This is a genomic window from Actinomycetospora straminea, assembly GCF_028737255.1.
GTDB lineage: Bacteria > Actinomycetota > Actinomycetes > Mycobacteriales > Pseudonocardiaceae > Actinomycetospora > Actinomycetospora straminea.
Genome location: NZ_JAQZAN010000001.1, coordinates 277,079 through 294,656 on the forward strand (window position 1 = coordinate 277,079; position 17,578 = coordinate 294,656).

A 17,578-nucleotide genomic window follows, 5' to 3' on the forward strand; every position below is an offset into this window, starting at 1 on the left:
CCGTCGCGCTCGCCGCGCTGGTGCTCCTGCCCGACCGCGTGCGCCTGGACCACCACCTGCCGTTCGCGGTGTTCGCGGCGCTGCGTCCGGCGCTGACGGTGCTGGTCGCGGCCCTGCTGGTCCTGCTCGCGCTCCGCCGGTGGTGGCGGCCGGGCGTGCGACGCCCCGGCGGCGCGGTGGCGCTCGCCGGCGTGGCGGTCGTCGTGGCCCTCGCGGCCGGGATCGTCGTGCCGCGCGCCGTCGCCGCGCCCGAGCCCCCGGCCGGGGGCATCCCGCTGACCGTGCTCGCGCTCAACGCGTTCCAGGGCTTCGCCGACGTCGACGCCGTCGCCGCCCTGGTCCGGCGCGAGCGCCCCGACCTCGTCGTCCTGACCGAGGCCGGCGAGCGCTTCCGCGCCCGGATCGCCGCGCTCGTGCCGGAGTACCGGTCGTGGACGAACGTGCCGGCGCGGGCCCTCGACGTCCGCGGGATCACCGTGCTCGCCGCGCCCCGGGCCGGCGACGTCGCGTTCCGCACGATCTCCGACCCGCCCGGCTCCCCCACCGACACCCGCTACCCGTGGGCCGAGGTCACCGGCGGGATCCTCGGGCCGGTGCGGCTCGGTGCGGTGCACGTCGTGTCGATCACCCCGCGCTGGATCGGCTACTGGCCCGGAGAGCTCGCGCTGCTGGCGCGCTGGTGCGCCGGCGCGGGGCCGGCCCTCGTCGTCGGCGACCTCAACGCGACCCCCGACCACTCCGCCTTCCGCACCGGCACCGCGGGCTGCGCGGACGCCGCGACCGAGCGCGGGGCGTCGCTCACCGGCACGTGGCCCGCCGGCGCGCCCCGGGCGCTGGGCGCCCAGATCGACCACGTGCTCACCCGCCACGGTCCCCGTGCCCGCGACGTCGCGGTGCTCGACGTGCCGGGCACTGACCACCGCGCCCTGCTGGTCCGGCTGGTGCGCTGACGCGCTCGTGAGCAGAAAGAAGTGCTGGAGCACTTCTTTCTGCTCACCTGCCGCAGGCACCTAGGAGGCGTGGCGCTCCGGGGCGGGCAGCGCGTGGGCGTGGCGGGGGCGCACGGGGCGCCCGCGCAGGTCGTGGTGGCCGCCGACGAGGCCGCACCAGGAGCAGGTCGGTCCCGGGATGCGGGTGACGGGCGCGGGGACGGCGGCGAGGCGCTCGCCCGTGGCGGGGGCGGTCGGCGCCGCCGGGTCGGCCGGCCCGGCCCGGCGGGCGCGGACCCCGCGCCAGACCCGTCGCAGCGCGAGGCGCAGCACGGCGAGGAGCACGAGCGCGGCGAGGGCGACCACCGCGAGCCACTTGGCGAGCAGGAGGGCGCACAACGCGATGAGCAGACCGACGACCATCGTCGTCACCCGCGCGTCGTCGTCCACGCGGGAGAGGGTAAGCCCGTCGAGGGACCGCACGGTGTCACGGACACCCCGCGTGTCCTGCCGACCTCGCCCGTCACACGACCCGGGCGGGCGCGGCCACGGACGGGGTCCGGAACGCGAAGAGCCCCGCGGGCCACCGGGTCGGGGGTCCGGTGGCCGCGCGGGGCACCCGGGATGTCGTCCGGACCCGGTCGGTCGTTACACGGTCTCCGGGAAATCCTCGGCCGCGGTCCCCACCCGGGGGATCTGGTCGGGCCAGGCGACGGTGCGTGTCCGCACGGTCACCCCGCCGGGGGTGCGGCCGCCCGCGAGCGCCGCGGACCGGACGCAGAACTCGACCCACAGCAGGTACTGGATCTGCTTGGCGAGGCCGAGGCGGCTGTAGAGGACGTCGGCGACCGGGTCACCGGCGCGCGCCCAGGTCGTGATGCCGAACTCGAGCCCGTCGTCGAGGTCGCGGGCGCCGAACTCGATCTGGCCCGCCTCGAGGTGCCCGACGAGCGTGCCGAGCCGGAACGAGGTGGCGTCGCGGCGCAGCACCCGCACCGGTCCGTCCCACGGCCCGGGCATCCGCACGACGAGCTCCTCCCCGACCGTCATCGCCCCGCTCGCCGCGACGTAGTCGAAGCGGGCGACGCCGGGGACCACGGCGCGGTTCATGTCCCGCCCGAGCGCGTCGATCAGCTCGGCGGCGCTGCGCCGGGCGCCGATGACGTGCACCCGGAACTCGCGGTGCAGCGCCGGGCCGTAGCCCTGCTCGAGTGGCTGGTCGCGCTCGGTGGCGTCGGTGAGGGCGGGCGGGAGGTCGCGGTGGTCGCCGGCCTCGTCGATGACGTGCACGGCGGCGTCGGGGCGCACGCAGCGCCACAGCACGCCCGCGACCCCGCGCGGCAGGCGCGTGAGCATCATCGCCTCGCGGAGCACCTGGCGCGGCCCGGGGATCCAGGCCGAGGTGCCGAGGGCGAGGTCGGGGGACGCCGTGTGCGCAGCGGGGGACGCCATGGGCACCGCGTACCCCGGGACGGCGCGGTCCTCTCCGAGATGTGCCTCAGGACGCCGAGGAGGCCCGGGCGGGTGACGCGTCGGTGCGCCCGCCGCGGCGGGTCTCGCAGTGGGCCTTGAGGTCGGCCGCGAGGGTCTGCAGGTGCCCGGCCACCGTGCGGGCGGTCAGGCGGGCCATCGGCGAGCCGAGCCAGCCGGCCCGCTCGTGGGTGACGACGAGCCGGCAGCGCGCGTCGCCCGCCGGGGTGAGCGTGAAGCGCACCTGCGCGTGCCCGCCGACGCCCTCGCTGCGCAGCGCGAACCGGTGCCGGCGCGCCTGGTACTCGGCGACGCGCCAGGTCCGCTCGGGCAGCCGGGGGGCGCGCAGCCGCAGGACACCGTCGTAGGCGAGCGCGCCGCCGCCGAGCAGGGCCGCCTCGCGCACGGCCGTCGTCCACCGCGGCCAGCGGGTGACGTCGGTGACGACGGCCCAGACGTGGTCCGGGCAGGACTCGATGTCGACCGCGATCTCGCAGCGCATGGCTCGCCTCTCCGATGAGACTCCCCGACGCCCGCGTGCACGGCCGCCCCGACGTCCACCCACGGTAAGCGGGGCCTCGCCGGAGGGCCAGGCCCGGGTGGGTCTCAGGCGGCGCCGGTCTCGCGGCGGCCCAGCCCGATGCCGGTGAGGCCGGCGCGGCGCAGGGTGGCCGAGTCGAGCAGGTTGCGGGTGTCGACCACGATCGGCTGCTTCATCACCCCGGCCATCGCGGTCCAGTCCAGGGTCCGGAACACCGGCCACTCGGTGAGCACCACCACCGCCTCGGCGCCCTGCGCGGCCTCGAGCGGATCGGCCACCAGCGGCACCCCGTCCACCTCGCTGCGCGCCGGCTTGTCCGGGTTGCCCGGGTCACCGACCAGCGCCGGGTCGTAGCCGACCAGGTCCGCCCCGGCCTGGCGCAGCAGCGCCGCGATCGCCAGCGCCGGCGAGTCACGCAGGTCGTCGGTGCCGGCCTTGAACGTCAGCCCCAGCAGACCCAGCCGCACCCGCGTCAACGACCCGGTCCGCCGGCCCGTCACCGCCTGGCGCACCTTGTCCACGATCCGGCTCTGCTGACGGGTGTTGGTGTCGATCGTCGCGCGCAGCAACCGGAACTCGAAGTCCGCCGCGTCGGCCACCTGCAGCAGCGCGTGGGTGTCCTTGGGCAGGCACGACCCGCCCCACCCCGGACCCGGCGACAGGAACGCCTGCCCGATCCGCCGGTCGTACCCGATCGCCTCGGTCACGTCCCCGATGTCCGCGCCCACCCGCTCGCACAGCTCGGCCATCGCGTTGACGTAGGACAGCTTCATCGCCAGGAAGCAGTTCGCCGCGTACTTCATCAGCTCCGACGACGACGCGTCGGTCAGCACCGTCGGCGCCCCCAGCCGCGCGTACAGCGCCGCCACCCGCTCCGCGGCCTCCGCGGTGTCGCACCCCACCACGATCCGGTCCGGGTTGAGGAAGTCGTGCACCGCCGAGCCCTCACGCAGGAACTCCGGGTTCGACACCACCGCCACGTCCGCGCGGTCGAGCAGCTCCGCGGTCCGCGACGCCGTCCCCACCGGCACCGTCGACTTGTTCACCACCACCGTGCCCGGCGCCAGCAGCTCACGGGTCTCCTCGACCACCGCCTCCACCGCGCGCAGATCGGCCACCCCGCCCACCCCCATCGGCGTGGGCAGGCACAGGAACACCACCTCGGCGTGAGAACCGGCGTCCCCGCCGTCGGCGAACCCGGACACGGCACTCGACGCGCCCACCACGAACGACAGCCGGCCCGCGGTCACCTGCTCGGCCACCAGCTCCGACAGGCCCGGCTCCAGGATGTCCACCACACCCCGTCGCAGCCGCTCCACCTTCGCGGTGTCGATGTCCGCGCACACCACCTGGTGGCCCAACGACGCCAGACACGCCCCCGTCGTCAGACCGACGTAACCGGTCCCCACCACCGCCACCCGACGCGTGAACACGGCGCTCCCCCTGTAGTCCTCGGGTCGAGAAGTCTCGTCGTCGCCGGACACGTTGCCAGATGACGCTGCGCGCCCGTCCGCGTGGTCAGGCGCGTCACCCCGGGGCGGCGGTCCGGGATCGCTGGGACGCTCGCGGCATGGCGCCCGAACCGGTCGACCTCCGCGGGTCGGAGGCCACCCTGCTCATGACGCTCTACCTCCGCGACCGCGACGCCCGCTCCGCCCACCCGGTGCTCGGGGACCGCTTCGCGGGCGACGTGCTCGCCCGCGTGCAGCACGACCCCTACCGGCTCGGGCGCTTCTCCTCGGACACCGTCACCATCTGCGCCCGCGCGCGCCGCCTCGACGAGTGGACGGTGGCGTTCCTCGGCGAGCACCCGGACGGGCAGGTGCTGCACCTGGGCTGCGGGCTCGACAGCCGCCCGCTGCGGGTGACGCGGCCGGCCGGGTCGCGGTGGATCGACGTCGACCTGCCCGACGTCGCCGGCCTGCGCCGGCGCGTCTACGACCTGCCCGACGGCGTGGAGGTGATCGGGGCCTCCGCGGCCGACCCGTCCTGGTGGGACCGCGTCGACCCCGACCGCCCGACGCTGGCGCTGGCCGAGGGCCTGTTCATGTACCTCGAGCCGGACGACGTCCACGGGGTCGTCGACCGCCTGCTCGACCGGTGCGCCTCCGGCGTGCTCGCCTTCGACGCGGTCGCGGGGTGGACGCTGCCGGTCGCCAACGTCACGCCGGGGTTCCGCGAGCTCGGGGCCCGCTTCGCGTGGGGCTTCGACGGCGCCGACTTCCGCCGTCGGCACCCCCTTCTGCGCGAGCTCGACGACGAGACGATCACCGCGCTGGGCGCCGAGGTCACCTCCGGGGCCTGGCACGCGCTGTACCGGGCGTTCGACCTCCTGCCCGGCGTCCGCGACGCGATGCGCCTGCACCGCTACGTCTTCTGAGGCTCCCGGCTCCCGGTGGGCGCGCCCGTCCGCCGCCGGTCGAGGAGGGTCTCGAGCAGCAGGAACGCGAGCAGGCTCGCGCCGAGCAGCGGGACCAGCAGGCCGACCACGACGGTCACCGCGACGACGCCCGCGAGCAGCCCGCGCGGCAGCGAGCGCAGGACGCCGTCGGCCGGCACGTGGCCCGGGCGGCGTCCCGGCCCGCGCCGGAACCACAGCACCCAGCCCCACACGACCACGCACGCCAGCCCGAGCGCGAGCACGCCCAGGACCACCTGGTTGGCGACCCCGAACAGGTAGCCCATGTGCGCGTCGATCCCGTACGTGGCGAGCCGGGCGGCCAGCGGCCAGTCGGCGAACCGCACGACGTCGGTGACCTGCCCGGTCGCCGGGTCGAGGGCGATGGCGTCGTGCTCCTCGGGCCAGGTGCGGTCGATCTGCGTGACGGTGGTCGCCGACCCCGGCCCGTCGCCCGGCGAGATCTCGATCAGCCCGTCGAGGCCCGCGTCGGCGGCGACCCGGGCGGCGAGGTCGAACGACCCGGGCGGTGCGTCGGCGGTCGGTGCGGTGGTCGGTGCGGTGGTCGGTGCGGCGGTCGGTGCGGGCTCGGCGTGGTGGCTGTGCGCCCCCACCTCGTGGCCCGCGGCCGTCGCGCCGGGCAGGGCATTGGCGGGCTCCGGGGTCGCCCAGGACAGCTGGGCGCGCAGGGCGCCGACGTTCTCGCCGGCGTAGGTCGACCACGTCAGCCCGGTGGCCGAGAGGAACAGCAGCCCGAGCGCGGCCCACAGCCCGACGACGGCGTGCCACGACAGCAGCCGCGCCCGCCGTCCGCCGGCGACGCGCGGAACGAGCAGGGCGCTCGCCCGCTCGCGGCGGCGGCGCCGGACGAGCCCGACCCAGAGCGCCAGCCCGGCGAGCACGAGCACCCACAGCCAGGACGCGGCGAGCTCGGTGTAGAGCCGGCCGGCGTCGCCGAGGTGCAGGTTGCGGTGCAGCTGGTCGACCCACGCGCGCAGCGGCATCGCCTGCCCGGATCCGTAGGTCTCGAGCACGCCGCGCAGGTCGCCGGTGTGCGGGTCGACGAACGCGGTGCGGGAGGACGACTCGGGCAGCGCGGGGTCGTTCGCGATGACCTGGGTGGTGTCGATCGGCGTCGGGCCGGGGCGCACGGAGCGCAGCGCGGTGCCCGGCATGGCGTCCATCCCGACGCGGACCTGGTCGGCCAGCGGCACCCGCGCGTCGGACGCGGGCACCGTCAGCTCGTGGCGGTAGACCACCGGCTCGAGCGAGGGCATGAGGGTGTAGACGAACCCGGTCAGGGCCGCGACCAGCAGGAACGGCCCGACGAGCACCCCGCCCCAGAAGTGCACGCGCAGCACGAGCGGGCGCAGCAGCGCCCAGGTGCCGGGCCGCGCCGGTGCGGGGGCACGGGTCGGGGCGGGCTGGTCGTCGATGGTCACGGCGGCCTTCCGGGGAGGGGGCCGGGGTCAGTGCAGCAGGAGCATGAGGGCCATCCCCGCCCCGGTGACGGCCTGGCAACCGAGCTGGACGGCGGGGGCGTCGACCACCCGCCCGACGCGGGCCATCGGACCCGCCGGGCCGCCGCCCCCGACGGCGACCACCGCCGGCGACGAGCGCACCAGCACCGCCACGGTCAGCGCCGTGTGCACGAGCAGGTAGAGGGCCAGGGCGACCCCGACGGCCTGGAGCGCGAGCGGGGTCGCGCCCGCCGCCGCGCCCCCGTGGCCCGCGTGCCCGGCGTGACCGCCGGCCGCCGCGCCGCCGCTCGGGACCATGAGCGCGTACATGACGACCATCGCCGCGTTCGACAGCAGCAGGTGGGTGGGGTGCGCGGCGCAGCGGTCTGCGCCGATCGCCGAGCCGAGCGCCCGGCCCCGCGCGCGCAGCGCCACGAGCCGCACGCCCCAGGCCAGGCCCACGACCCCGAACGCCACGGCGCCCGCCGCCGGCGGCACGACGTCCATCGTCGCCGGCAGCACCATGAGCACCATCCCGACGCTCATGACCACGTGGTTGGCCTCGGCGGCCGCGGTGGCGCGCTCGTGGCGGGCGCGGCGGCGCCACAGGCTCACGACGCACAGCGCGGCGGCCGCGGCGAAGACGGCGGCGAGCAGGCCGGTCAGCGGGGCGGGGATGCTCACCGGGCGTCCGCCAGCAGGCCGTCGAGGACGCCGTGGCGGGCGTCGTCGACGATGACGGCGAGCTGTACCAGGCTCATGCGGATCGCGGCGCCGAAGTCGTCGGTGATCACCACGCGGCGGTCGTCGTCAGCGGCCGGGTCGAGGTAGAGCTCGGGGCAGCCGCACGAGCACTGGCCGCAGAAGGTCGCGACGTGCTGCAGGCCGCTCGTCGGCAGCGGGCCGGTGTCCGTCGTGGGGTCCGTCATGGCGGTCCTCTCGGTGGCTGTCTGGGCGGCTGTCTGTGCGGCTGCCTCGGCGGCTGTCCCGGCGGCCGGGATGGCGGTGAGCAGCGGCGACGGTACGACCATCTGTTTCGGCCGCACACCGCTCGCCCCGCCGCCGGAGGCCGGTGTGCCCGGACGGCGCAGCGTTCTCAGGCAGGAGCCGCTTCCTTCTCAGGGAGACCGCTCCGCGTCCGTTCGGCGGGTGGGCCTACCGTCCGGGGAGGCACGGTAGGCACCGCCGGCGCGACGGCGGAGCCCTGTTGTCGCGACGGTCACGCCGGGGAACTCCGGGGCCCTCCGCGACGACGCGCACCGTGGCAGGACCGCCCGGGAGACGGCGGGACGCGACGAGGAGCACGGGTGGACGACGCGAGGATCACCGCGCTGGCGCTGCGCGCCCGGGACGGCGACCGGGCCGCCGCGGGCGAGTTCGTGGCGGCCACGCAGGCACAGGTCTTCCGGCTGCTCGCGCACCTCGCCGACCCGTCGGTCGCGGAGGAGCTCGCCCAGGAGTGCTACGAGCGCGCGCTCGGCTCGCTGCGGCGCTACCGCGGCGACGCCCCGGCCCGCAGCTGGCTGCTCGCGATCGCGCGGCGGGTCGCCGCCGACCACCTGCGCCGCCGCGCCCGCCGCCCGGTCGCGCCCGCCGAGCCCGCCGAGGACGACCGCCCCCTCGGCCGCGCGCCGCAGTCCGACCCGGCCGAGTCCGCCGCCGTCCGGGACGCCCTCGCCGCCCTCGACACCGACCGCCGCGAGGCGTTCGTGCTCACCCAGGTGATCGGGCTGAGCTACGAGGACGCCGCCTCCGTGTGCCGCTGCCCGGTCGGGACGATCCGCTCCCGCGTCGCGCGGGCCCGCGCCGACCTCGTCGAGGCGCTGGGCGAGCCGTCGGCGCAGCGGCGGTCCGGGTGAGCGCCCCGGTCTCCCCGGGAACTCCGGCCCCCCGCGCGACGACCAGCACGGCGTGACCAGCTCCTCCGCCTGCGACGCCTGCCGGGAGGCGATCTCGGCCGCGCTCGACGGCGAGGCCGACGCCGGCGAGCACGCGCGGATCGAGGCGCACCTCGCGGGCTGCGCGGCCTGCCGGGCGTGGCAGCACGACGCGGCGGCGATCACCCGACGCGCTCGGACCGTCGCGGTGACCCCAGGCCCTGACCTCGTCGACCGCGTCCTCGACGCCGCACCGGGCCCGCGGGTGCGGTGGCGGGGCGTGGCGGCCCGCGCCGGGCTGGCTTCGGTCGGGCTCGCGCAGGCGGTGCTGGGGGCGGTCTCGCTGCTGGGCGCCGCGACCCACACCCAGCACGCGACGGACCCGCTCATGGTGCTCGGCGCCGGCATGGCGCACGCGACGCACGAGAGCGCGGCGTGGAACCTCGCGCTCGGAGTCGCGTTCCTCGCCGGCGCGCTGTGGACCCGGCACCTCGCCGGCCTGCTGCCCGTGCTCGGCGCGTTCATCGCGGTGCTCGCGGTGCTCTCGGGCCTCGACCTCGTCGCCGGACGCGTGGAGCCGGGGCGCGTCGTGTCGCACCTGGTCGTCGTCGCGGGGTTCCTGCTGGGGCTCGCGGTGGTGCGCACCGTCCCGCGTCCGGGTGCCGGGCCGACCCCGGGTGCCCGCCGGCGCCTGCCGTCCCTCGGCGGCGGGGCCCGCGCCGCGGCGCCGGAGAACCCGGCGCGGAGCGCCCCGCCCCCCTGGGAGCGCGAGTCCGACGTCGCCTGAGCGCCCGGATGTCGGAGCGAAGGACGCCTCCGCTGCGTCCCAGGCAGCGAAGGACGCCCTCGCTCCCACGGCGGCGAGCACCTCGCGGGCAGCGAAGGACGCCTCCGCTGCGTCCCAGGCAGCGAAGGACGCCCTCGCTCCGACCACGCCGGTCCTCGCTCCCACCCGCCGGTCGTCGCGGGCCTCGCCGTCGTCGCGGTCACGGTCGCGGTGCTCGCCGGCCTCGCGCAGGGCCGCTGACCGACTCCGGGGAACTCCCGGGCCCTCCCGCGCGACCAGGAGGACGGCGCCGGCCCCACCGGTGCCCCGACACGAGGAGGACCCCGAGGATGGCCCGGCCCAGCCAGCGCCCGACCCGCCCCCGCCCCGCTCCGCCGCAGCGCACGTCGTCGCGGACGCCGATGGTCGTCGGGGTGGTGGTCGTGCTGCTCGTCGCGGTCGTGGTGATCGGCGGCGTCCTCGTGACCGGCAACGGCTCCGACGCGTCCGGCAACGCCATCCCGGCCGTCCCGGCGCCCGCGCCGTACGCGACCACCGTCGAGGGCGGCGTCGTCACCGCCGGCGGTCCGGCGCCGCACACCGTCGACCTCTACGAGGACGCGCTCTGCCCCGCCTGCCAGGCCTTCGAGCAGCGCGACGGCGACCGCATCGCCCAGGCCGTCGCCGCCGGCCGCGTGCAGGTCCGCTACCACCTCGTGAACCTGCTCGACCAGCGCTCGACCCCGCCCGGCTACTCCTCGGCGGCGGGCAACGCCATGATCTGCGCCGCCGAGGACGGCGCCTTCCCGGCCGTGCACGCGAGCCTCTACGCCGCCCAGCCCGCCGAGGGCGCGCGGGGCTACGACACCGGCCAGCTCGTCGACCTCGGCCGGCGCGCCGGCGCCGGCCCGGGCTACGCCGACTGCGTGCAGGGCAACCGCCACACCGGCGAGGTCGCCATCAACTTCCAGCAGGCCCGGAACGACCCGGCGCTGCTGCAGGGCGGCAGCTTCGGCACGCCGACGGTGGTCCTCGACGGCCGCCGCGTCGACCTGGACTCGCCGGAGCTCGCCGCGGTCCTCGGGGGCTGACCCCGCCGCCACCTCGAGATCAGCAGGGCGAAACGCACCTCTCGAGGTCCCTCTCAGGTGCGCTTCGCCCTGCTGATCACGGCGACGAGCCGCGCAGCCGCAAGCTCGAGGTGACGACGAGCAGCGACGACAGGGCCATCGCGAGCCCCGCGAGCAGCGGGTTGAGCAGGCCCGCGACGGCCAGGGGGATCGCCGCGACGTTGTAGCCGAACGCCCAGCCGAGGTTCACGCGGATCGTGCGGTGGGTCGCACGGGCGAGGGCGAGCGCCTCGGGGACGGCGGTGAGGTCGTCGCGCACGAGGATGACGTCGGCGGCCTCGAGCGCGACGTCGGTGCCCGTGCCGACGGCCAGGCCGAGGTCGGCGGCGGCGAGGGCCGGGCCGTCGTTGACGCCGTCGCCGACCATCGCCACCACGGCCCCGGTCGCGCGCCGCGCCGCGCCGCGAGGAACGCGAGCTTCCCCTCGGGCAGCACGCCGGCCACGACCTCCTCGATCCCGAGGGCGTCGGCCACCGTGCGGGCCGCGCGTGCGTGGTCGCCGGACAGCAGCACCGGGTGCAGGCCCGCCGCCCGCAGCGCCGCCACCGCCGGGGCCGCGCTGGGCTTCACCTCGTCGGCGAGCACCACCGCGCCCCGCACCTCGCCGTCCCACCCGACGGCGACGACCGTGTGCCCCGCCGCCTCGGCCTCCGCCCACGCGGCACGCAGCGACGCCGGCACCGCGCCGACGAGGTCGGGGCGCCCGACGGTCACGGTCACCCCGTCGACCACCGCCCGGGCGCCGAGCCCCGGCAGCGCGACGAAGTCCTCGGGCTCGGCGACGGAGGACGAGCAGGCCCGCAGGATCGCGGCCGCGATCGCGTGCTCCGAGCCCCGCTCGACGGCGGCGGCCCGCTCCAGCACGTGGTCGCCGCCGAGGACGGTGACCACCGTCATCCGCCCGGTGGTCAGCGTCCCGGTCTTGTCGAGGACGACGGTGTCGACGCGACGGCTGGTCTCGAGCGCGTGGTGGCCCTTGAGGAAGACGCCGCGCTGCGCGCCCCGCCCGGACGCCACGACCATCGCCATCGGCGTCGCCAGCCCCAGCGCGCAGGGGCACGCGATGACGAGCACCGCGAGGGCGGGCGAGAACGCCCGCGCCGCGTCGCCGGTGCCGAGCCACCACGCCACCCCGGTGAGCACGGCGAGGACCACGACCGCCGGCACGAACCACGCCGAGATCCGGTCGACGAGGCGCTGCACGTCGGCCTTGTCGGCGCGGGCGTCGCGGACCAGGCGCACCATCCCGGCGAGCGCGGTGGCTTCGCCGACCGCGGTCGCCTCGACGACCAACCAACCCGAGGTCGCCACCGTGCCCCCGACCACCCGGTCGCCGACACCGGCGTCGGCGGGCACCGGCTCGCCGGTGAGCATGCTGCGGTCCACCGCCGAGCGCCCGGCCACGACCCTCCCGTCCGCGGCGACCTTCTCCCCCGGGCGCACGACGAACCGCGCCCCCACCGCGAGGGACGCCACCGGGATCCGCCGCTCGGTGCCGTCCTCGCCGAGCACCGCGACGTCGCGGGCGGCGAGACGGGCGAGCGCGGCCAGCGCGTCCCCCGACGCCCGGCGGGCCCGGCGCTCGACGTAGCGCCCGGCCAGCACGAACGTCGTCACCCCCGCCGCGACCTCGAGGTACACCGGCCCGGTCGGGTGCAGCAGCAGCGCCCAGGTGCTGCCCGCGGACGCCACCGGAGGACCGGCGAGCACCGCCCCCAGCGACCACGCCGTCGCCGCCACGATGCCCAGCGACACGAGCGTGTCCATCGACGTCGTCCCGTGCTGCAGCCCGGCGAGCGCGCGGCGGTGCAGCGGCCACGCCGACCACAGCACCACCGGCGCGGCGAGCACGGCGAGCACCCACGGCCAGCCCGCGAAGCGCAGCGAGGGAACGGCGGTCATCGCGAGCGCGAGGTCGGCGACCGGCACGAAGAGCGCCGCGGCCACGACGAGCCGGCGCCACAGGTCGCGCAGCTCGGCGTCCTCGGCCGGGGCGTCCTCGGGCTCCTCTCCGGTGGGACGGGCCGGGCGGGCCGTGTACCCGAGCTTCCCGACGGTGTCGACGATCGTCGCCGTCGTGACCTCGGGCGAGGACAGCACGACGCGGGCGCTGTCGCCCGCGAGGTCGACGGTCGCCGAGACGCCGTCGAGCCGGTTGAGCCGTCGCTCGATCCGCGCCGCGCACGCCGCGCAGGTCATGCCGCCGATCTCGAGGTCGAGCACCGGCGGCGCGACCGCCGTCACAGGCCCACCAGCCCCGCCGCCCACTCGGGGAACGTCGCGACGATCGCGACGACGATCGCCAGGTACCAGGCCGCCAGCCCCCAGCCGTGCCGGCGCAGCGGCGCCGAGGCACCGCCGAGGCGTCCCGCGCGCAGGTTCGCCACGGTGACGGCCCAGAACATCGCGATCACCGCGACCCACGCGACCATGCACCACGGGCACAGCGCGTGGATCACCGCGAGGCTCTGCACGATCAACCAGTGGACCAACAGCATCCCGGCGGTGGTGCCGGCCTGCAGCGACCACCACGCCCAGCGGGGCAGGGCCACGCCGCCGAGCACCAGGGCGCCCATCGCCGCCGCGACCGGGAAGGTCAGCAGGCCGAGCACCGGGTTGGGGAAGCCGAGCAGCGACGCCTGCCAGGTCCTCATGATCGTGCCGCAGGACAGCACCGGGTCGATGCTGCACGACGGCACGAACGTCGGGTCGGCGAGCAGCGCCAACTTGTCCAGCAGCAGGACGAGCGACACCACCGCGCCGGCGAGCCCGCCGACGAGCAGCACGGCGCCGGTCCCGCGCGCCGGGGCGACCTCCACGACGGCCGGCTCCGAGCGCCCCGGGGCGGCCGCGACGTCCACCCCGCGATCGTCCCCCCGCACGACGGACAGGACCTCGGTGGGTGCAGTTCGGCTGACCACGAACTGCTGGTCGCGCGCCGGCCCGCCGGAGTTCCCGGCCGATCGCCCCGCACCGCCTCGTCGGGTGACCGGGAGTGGTGTGTCGTCCACCGGCGGCACCGGGTGTCCTCGTCCGGTGGAGAGCCGCCCCGGCACGGCGACGGCGGGAGGGACCGGTCGACGACAGGGCCCGACGGACCGTCGTCCTAGACTCGTCGGACGCGCCCGTCACTCCCACGGGGCGACGCAGGAGGAACCCGCCAGGTGGAACGGCCTGATCCGTGAGCGCGCGATGGACGACCCGATGACAGCTCGATGACACAGCCCGCGGGCCCGGCCGGTCCCTCGCCCGGGGCGACCGGCTCCCCCATGCCCCCCTACGGGCTCGTCGCGCGGCTGGGCGACTGGTGGCAGGCACGCGCCGACGCGCGCGCCGGGCTGCCGAGTCTCGAGCCCGGCCGCCCCGTCGGCACGCCCTCGCTCGAGGAGTACCACCAGGACTTCCTGGCGCGCGTGCACCGCGAGCGGCTCCGTCTCGACGTCGAGATCGCCCCGATGCACCAGACCCGCGCGACGATCGCCGCGCGCCTCCCCGAGACCGAGGAGGCGCTGGCCCGGGCGCGGGCGCGCCTCGACGCCATCCCGGTCCTGCTCGACGCCGAGCAGCTCGCCGTGCGCCGCGGCGGCGAGGGGGACACCGCGCAGGACGTCGTCGCCGCCCGCCGCGCCCGCGAGCACGAGGCGGTGCGCCGGCCCCTGGTCGACGAGGCCGCCCGTCTGCACGCCCAGCTCACGCAGATGCGCGTCGAGTACGCGCGGCTGGCCAGCACCATCAGCGCGTGCGAGCTCGTCGGCGCCACCCGCGTGCGGCGGCTGCACGCCCAGGTGATGCGCCGGATCAGCGCCTACGAGCGCCACCTCGTGCGCCGCCACCCGGCCGGCGACCGCATCGGCCCGGCCCTGGCCGCCCAGCACCCGGTCCTGCCCGGCTGGGTCGCCGCCGCGGAGGCCCGCGACCCGGCGATCCCGGACACCGGCCCCGTCTCCCCGCCGACGGGCTTCCCGACCACCTCGTCCGCGCGCCCCGGATCGAGCGCCCCGCACGGCGCCGCGACCCCCCAGGAGCAGTGATGGCCACCCGCAGGTTCTGGCCCGGCCGCCGCGGCGGCACCGGCCGTCCCCCGACCCCGGCCGGCCCGCCCCCGGGCACCGACCCGTCGACGCCCCGCGGCACGCTCTCCAGCCTGCCCGGGGTCCCGGCGGGCCCGGGGACCCCCGAGGAGCTGCGGTTCGCGCAGGTCTACGCCGCCGACCGCGTCGGGCCCATGCCCTACCCGAACCAGGCGACCCCGGACGTCGGCGCCGCGCGCGGCCGCGTCCGCACGCTCGTGCAGGAGCTGCTCGACGGCGTCGACGAGGGCACCGGCGCCGCGCTCGACCCGCTCATCGCCTCGTGGGCGTCGGGCTGGCTCTCGCGGATCGACTCCCAGCACGCCGACCACCAGGCCGTCGTCGACCGCCTCGTCGGCGGCGCCCGCCAGCAGCTCGCCGAGGCCGAGGCCGCCCACGAGCGCGACCGCCGCGCCCTCGCCATCGCCCGCCGCGACTACGACGAGGCCCGCGAGCGCCTGGGCGAGCCGGTCGGGACCGCCGCCCCGGCGCCGCGACCGTCGTCACGGAGGACGAGCGCCCCGGCCGACGAGCCCGACGTCGCCCCCGCCGACCCGCCCACGGGCCCGATGCCCCGGCCGGTCGGCGGCGACTCGATCGACAGCCCCCCACGACGCCCCGAGCGCGGCGACCCGATGCGCCCCGGCCGGCACGGGAGCGACCGGTGAGCGCCCTGTTCGACCGCGCGCGCCGGCGCGACGCGGACGACGAGGGCCCGCGTCCGCGCTCGTACCGCGACGCCACGCTGATGATCAACCGCTCGCGGGAGGACTACCTCTCGCTGGCGATCATCCTGCTCGCGATCGGCGGCGACATCGCCGCCTTCTACGTCGTGCTCGCCCGGGTCTTCCGGGGCTCGCCGTTCCTCATCGTGCTCGGCACCGTCGGGTTCGCGGCGGCCGCGGTCGGGCTCGCCCACCTCGTCGGCCAGGGCCTCGCCCGGCGGCGCTGCGGCGACCCGCGGGCGTCGGTGACCCTGACCGTGCTGGCCGCGGTCACCTGGGCCACGCTCGGCGCGGCCGCGTTCTACACCCGGTTGATGACCCCGAGCGGCTCGTCGTCGGGCGGCTTCGGCTCCGGGGGCGGCGGCTTCGGCTCGGGCGGCTCGGGCGGTGGCGGCTTCGGGTCCGGCGGCTCCGGCGGGGGCTTCGGCTCCGGGGGCGGCGGGGGCTTCGGCGGGTCGTCGGGCGACGTCGACATCAACGCCCTGCTGCCCGCGCTGCTCTTCGGCGCGCTGTTCCTCGCCAGCGGCATCGCGGCGATGGTGGCGACGTTCGTGTCGTTCAACCCCGTGGCGGGCGCGCTGCGCCGCGCCGAGCGGCGGATGCAGGACGCGACCGAGCGCGAGCGGGAGAGCCGCGCCGAGCTCGAGCGCGCCCGCGAGGCGCTGCGCCAGCAGGAGAACGAGCGCGCCCGCGAGGACCAGCGCTGGCGCGCGGCCCGCCAGCAGGTCGTGGCCGAGATGCTCGAGCTGCAGAACTACGCGCGCACCCTCATGGCGTCCAAGAAAGGCAACCCGTCGGTCACCGACGGCCTGACCGGCTCGTCGTTCTACCCGCTGTTCACCCCGGCCAGCGAGGTCGTGCCGGGCGAGGAGGCGCCGCCGGAGCTGCGCCCCTTCCTGCCGACCACGGCCGAGCCCAGTGCGAACGGAGATCATCGTTGAACCGAGCGGGTGGCCTGCTCGCCGTGGTGCTGGCCGGTGCGCTGGTCGCCGGGTGCTCGAGTGACGAGGGCGGCGCCGGCGGCGGCTTCGCCGGCGGGGGCGGCGGGGCCCTGTCGTGCCCGGTGCCCGTCGGCCCGATGGCCTTCGCGGTCTCCGGCCGCGCGAACTCCCCCGAGCCCGGCCTCCCGCAGGCCGTCCAGGACGCGACGGTCTCGACGCTGACGCGCGCGGTCGACGAGGACTACCAGCCCCGCATCACGCTGATCAACGTCGACGGCCGGCCGGTCTCGGCGGGCAGCGACACGTTCTCCTCCGACGCCGGCAACGGCATCGCCGCGGAGGACGACCGCAACGCGTTCCTCAACGGGTTCGGGGAGGCGCTGACCGGCCTGCGCGCGCAGACCCCGGAGGTCGACGTGCTCGGCGCGCTCGACCTCGCCGGGCGCTCCGCCGGCGGCAACCGTCCCGGCACCGTCGTCCTCGTCGACTCCGGGCTCTCGACGGTCGCCCCGCTGGACTTCCGCCAGCGCGGCCTACTCGATGCCCCGCCCGCCGAGACCGTCGAGGCGCTGCGGGCGAACAACGCGCTGCCGGGGCTGCAGGGCGTCACCGTCGTCCTCGCGGGCCTCGGTGACGTCGCGGAGCCCCAGCCGGCGCTGAGCCCCGCCCAGCGCTCCTCGCTGGTCGCGCTGTGGACGGCGGTCGCCGAGGCCGGTGGCGCGTCGTGCGTGGCCGTCGTCGACGAGCCGCGCGGCGGCGACGCGCCGAGCGACGTCCCGCCCGTCAGCGTCGTCGACGTCCCGCCGCCGCCGACGATCACGCCGGGACAGACGACGACGCTGCCCGACGACAATTCCGTGGGGTTCCAGCCGGACACCGCGGAGTTCCGCGACCGGAATGCGGCGCGCGCGGTCATGACGCCGTTCGCGCAGTTCCTCACCGCATCGCCGTCGCGGCGCCTGGCGCTCACGGGGACGAGTGCGCGGGCGGGCACCCCGCAGGGTCAGGTCGACCTCTCCACGCGGCGCGCGGAGGCCGTCAAGGCGCTGCTGGTCGAGCTCGGCGCGCCCGGCGACCGCATCAGCACCCGGGGCGTGGGCAGCCAGTTCCCGGGCTACGTCGACGACGTCGGTCCCGACGGGCGGCAGCTGCCGGGCCCGGCGAGCCAGAACCGGACGGTGATCGTCGAGCCGACCGGGTAACCGGTCGGTGACACGCCGTCGACACACGGCGGTCCGCGCATTCCCCGAGAAACGTGGCTGCCGTCACAG

At 77.1% G+C, this 17,578-nt stretch carries 18 protein-coding genes and 1 pseudogene; 9 read left to right on the plus strand and 10 right to left on the minus strand.

Annotated features, from left to right (window positions below):
• Positions 1-20: 20 nt before the first annotated feature.
• Positions 21-950: an endonuclease/exonuclease/phosphatase family protein gene (locus PH190_RS01365; RefSeq protein ID WP_274229712.1), complete on the plus strand. Its 930-nt coding sequence runs from the start codon at positions 21-23 to the stop codon at positions 948-950.
• A gap of 60 nt (positions 951-1,010) precedes the next feature.
• Here PH190_RS01365 and PH190_RS01370 read toward each other — a convergent pair whose 3' ends face one another.
• The 4 genes from PH190_RS01370 to PH190_RS01385 all read right to left on the minus strand — a co-directional run bounded on the left by PH190_RS01370 (position 1,011) and on the right by PH190_RS01385 (position 4,373).
• Entirely contained in the window at positions 1,011-1,379 is a 369-nt protein-coding gene (locus PH190_RS01370) for a hypothetical protein (RefSeq protein WP_274229713.1), read from the minus strand.
• A gap of 198 nt (positions 1,380-1,577) precedes the next feature.
• A complete protein-coding gene (locus PH190_RS01375) occupies positions 1,578-2,381 on the minus strand; it encodes a DUF1990 family protein (RefSeq protein ID WP_274229714.1) in 804 nt (267 codons plus the stop codon).
• 46 nt (positions 2,382-2,427) lie between these two features.
• Positions 2,428-2,901 carry an SRPBCC family protein gene (locus tag PH190_RS01380; protein ID WP_274229715.1) on the minus strand — a complete coding sequence of 158 codons (474 nt, stop codon included), beginning with the start codon at positions 2,899-2,901 and terminating at the stop codon, positions 2,428-2,430.
• Between the two features lie 104 nt (positions 2,902-3,005).
• Positions 3,006-4,373: a UDP-glucose dehydrogenase family protein gene (locus tag PH190_RS01385; protein ID WP_274229716.1), complete on the minus strand. Its 1,368-nt coding sequence runs from the start codon at positions 4,371-4,373 to the stop codon at positions 3,006-3,008.
• Between the two features lie 137 nt (positions 4,374-4,510).
• Here PH190_RS01385 and PH190_RS01390 point away from each other — a divergent pair, with 137 nt between their 5' ends.
• Complete coding sequence (locus PH190_RS01390; RefSeq protein WP_274229717.1) at positions 4,511-5,320, plus strand: class I SAM-dependent methyltransferase; 810 nt, start codon at positions 4,511-4,513, stop codon at positions 5,318-5,320.
• Here PH190_RS01390 and PH190_RS01395 read toward each other — a convergent pair.
• From PH190_RS01395 to PH190_RS01405, 3 genes are read right to left on the minus strand one after another with little or no spacing between them, the layout of a single operon-like run.
• Entirely contained in the window at positions 5,308-6,780 is a 1,473-nt protein-coding gene (locus tag PH190_RS01395) for a PepSY-associated TM helix domain-containing protein (RefSeq protein ID WP_274229718.1), read from the minus strand. The genes PH190_RS01390 and PH190_RS01395 overlap by 13 nt on opposite strands.
• Positions 6,781-6,807: 27 nt before the next feature.
• Entirely contained in the window at positions 6,808-7,482 is a 675-nt protein-coding gene (locus PH190_RS01400) for a DUF5134 domain-containing protein (RefSeq protein WP_274229719.1), read from the minus strand.
• Positions 7,479-7,727 (minus strand): hypothetical protein, encoded by a 249-nt coding sequence (locus PH190_RS01405; RefSeq protein WP_274229720.1) that lies wholly within the window; start codon positions 7,725-7,727, stop codon positions 7,479-7,481. The genes PH190_RS01400 and PH190_RS01405 overlap by 4 nt, the downstream gene beginning before the upstream one ends.
• Before the next feature lie 378 nt (positions 7,728-8,105).
• Between PH190_RS01405 and PH190_RS01410 the strand changes: the two genes are divergently transcribed.
• The 3 genes from PH190_RS01410 (at position 8,106) to PH190_RS01420 (ending at position 10,532) form a co-directional block, all read left to right on the plus strand.
• On the plus strand, positions 8,106-8,657 hold the full coding sequence (locus PH190_RS01410; protein ID WP_274229721.1) for a sigma-70 family RNA polymerase sigma factor: 552 nt from the start codon (positions 8,106-8,108) through the stop codon (positions 8,655-8,657).
• A gap of 52 nt (positions 8,658-8,709) precedes the next feature.
• Positions 8,710-9,462, plus strand: a complete 753-nt coding sequence (locus tag PH190_RS01415) for a zf-HC2 domain-containing protein (RefSeq protein ID WP_274229722.1) — start codon at positions 8,710-8,712, stop codon at positions 9,460-9,462.
• Between the two features lie 329 nt (positions 9,463-9,791).
• The gene (locus PH190_RS01420) at positions 9,792-10,532 is read left to right on the plus strand and encodes a DsbA family protein (protein ID WP_274229723.1); all 741 of its coding nucleotides are present in this window, start codon (positions 9,792-9,794) and stop codon (positions 10,530-10,532) included.
• Positions 10,533-10,608: 76 nt separating this feature from the next.
• Here the strand turns inward: PH190_RS01420 and PH190_RS30575 are convergent, their stop codons facing one another.
• The 3 genes and pseudogenes from PH190_RS30575 to PH190_RS01430 form a co-directional block, all read right to left on the minus strand.
• Positions 10,609-10,938, minus strand: coding sequence for a hypothetical protein (locus PH190_RS30575; protein WP_337993779.1), 330 nt, complete (start codon positions 10,936-10,938; stop codon positions 10,609-10,611).
• A gap of 95 nt (positions 10,939-11,033) precedes the next feature.
• Positions 11,034-12,770 (minus strand): annotated as a pseudogene (locus PH190_RS01425) (heavy metal translocating P-type ATPase); the annotation flags it as partial.
• 41 nt (positions 12,771-12,811) lie between these two features.
• On the minus strand, positions 12,812-13,432 hold the full coding sequence (locus PH190_RS01430) for a vitamin K epoxide reductase family protein (protein WP_274229724.1): 621 nt from the start codon (positions 13,430-13,432) through the stop codon (positions 12,812-12,814).
• A gap of 354 nt (positions 13,433-13,786) precedes the next feature.
• On the opposite strand from PH190_RS01430, the gene PH190_RS01435 reads away from it, so the two are divergent.
• From PH190_RS01435 to PH190_RS01450, 4 genes are read left to right on the plus strand one after another with little or no spacing between them, the layout of a single operon-like run.
• Complete coding sequence (locus PH190_RS01435) at positions 13,787-14,602, plus strand: hypothetical protein (RefSeq protein ID WP_274229725.1); 816 nt, start codon at positions 13,787-13,789, stop codon at positions 14,600-14,602.
• Positions 14,602-15,309 carry a hypothetical protein gene (locus PH190_RS01440; RefSeq protein ID WP_274229726.1) on the plus strand — a complete coding sequence of 236 codons (708 nt, stop codon included), beginning with the start codon at positions 14,602-14,604 and terminating at the stop codon, positions 15,307-15,309. The genes PH190_RS01435 and PH190_RS01440 overlap by 1 nt, the downstream gene beginning before the upstream one ends.
• The gene (locus tag PH190_RS01445) at positions 15,306-16,307 is read left to right on the plus strand and encodes a coiled-coil domain-containing protein (protein WP_274229727.1); all 1,002 of its coding nucleotides are present in this window, start codon (positions 15,306-15,308) and stop codon (positions 16,305-16,307) included. The genes PH190_RS01440 and PH190_RS01445 overlap by 4 nt, the downstream gene beginning before the upstream one ends.
• The gene (locus tag PH190_RS01450; RefSeq protein ID WP_274229728.1) at positions 16,304-17,509 is read left to right on the plus strand and encodes an OmpA family protein; all 1,206 of its coding nucleotides are present in this window, start codon (positions 16,304-16,306) and stop codon (positions 17,507-17,509) included. The genes PH190_RS01445 and PH190_RS01450 overlap by 4 nt, the downstream gene beginning before the upstream one ends.
• Positions 17,510-17,578 lie beyond the last annotated feature (69 nt).

Excerpts from the sequence above, each read along its gene's own strand:
- PH190_RS01375 (WP_274229714.1), bottom strand. The coding sequence starts at position 2,381 with ATGGCGTCCCCCGCTGCGCACACGGCGTCCCCCGACCTCGCCCTCGGC.
- PH190_RS01380 (WP_274229715.1), bottom strand. The coding sequence starts at position 2,901 with ATGCGCTGCGAGATCGCGGTCGACATCGAGTCCTGCCCGGACCACGTC.
- PH190_RS01390 (WP_274229717.1), top strand. The coding sequence starts at position 4,511 with ATGGCGCCCGAACCGGTCGACCTCCGCGGGTCGGAGGCCACCCTGCTC.
- PH190_RS01405 (WP_274229720.1), bottom strand. The coding sequence starts at position 7,727 with ATGACGGACCCCACGACGGACACCGGCCCGCTGCCGACGAGCGGCCTG.
- PH190_RS01420 (WP_274229723.1), top strand. The coding sequence starts at position 9,792 with ATGGCCCGGCCCAGCCAGCGCCCGACCCGCCCCCGCCCCGCTCCGCCG.
- PH190_RS30575 (WP_337993779.1), bottom strand. The coding sequence starts at position 10,938 with ATGGTCGGCGACGGCGTCAACGACGGCCCGGCCCTCGCCGCCGCCGAC.
- PH190_RS01435 (WP_274229725.1), top strand. The coding sequence starts at position 13,787 with ATGACACAGCCCGCGGGCCCGGCCGGTCCCTCGCCCGGGGCGACCGGC.
- PH190_RS01440 (WP_274229726.1), top strand. The coding sequence starts at position 14,602 with ATGGCCACCCGCAGGTTCTGGCCCGGCCGCCGCGGCGGCACCGGCCGT.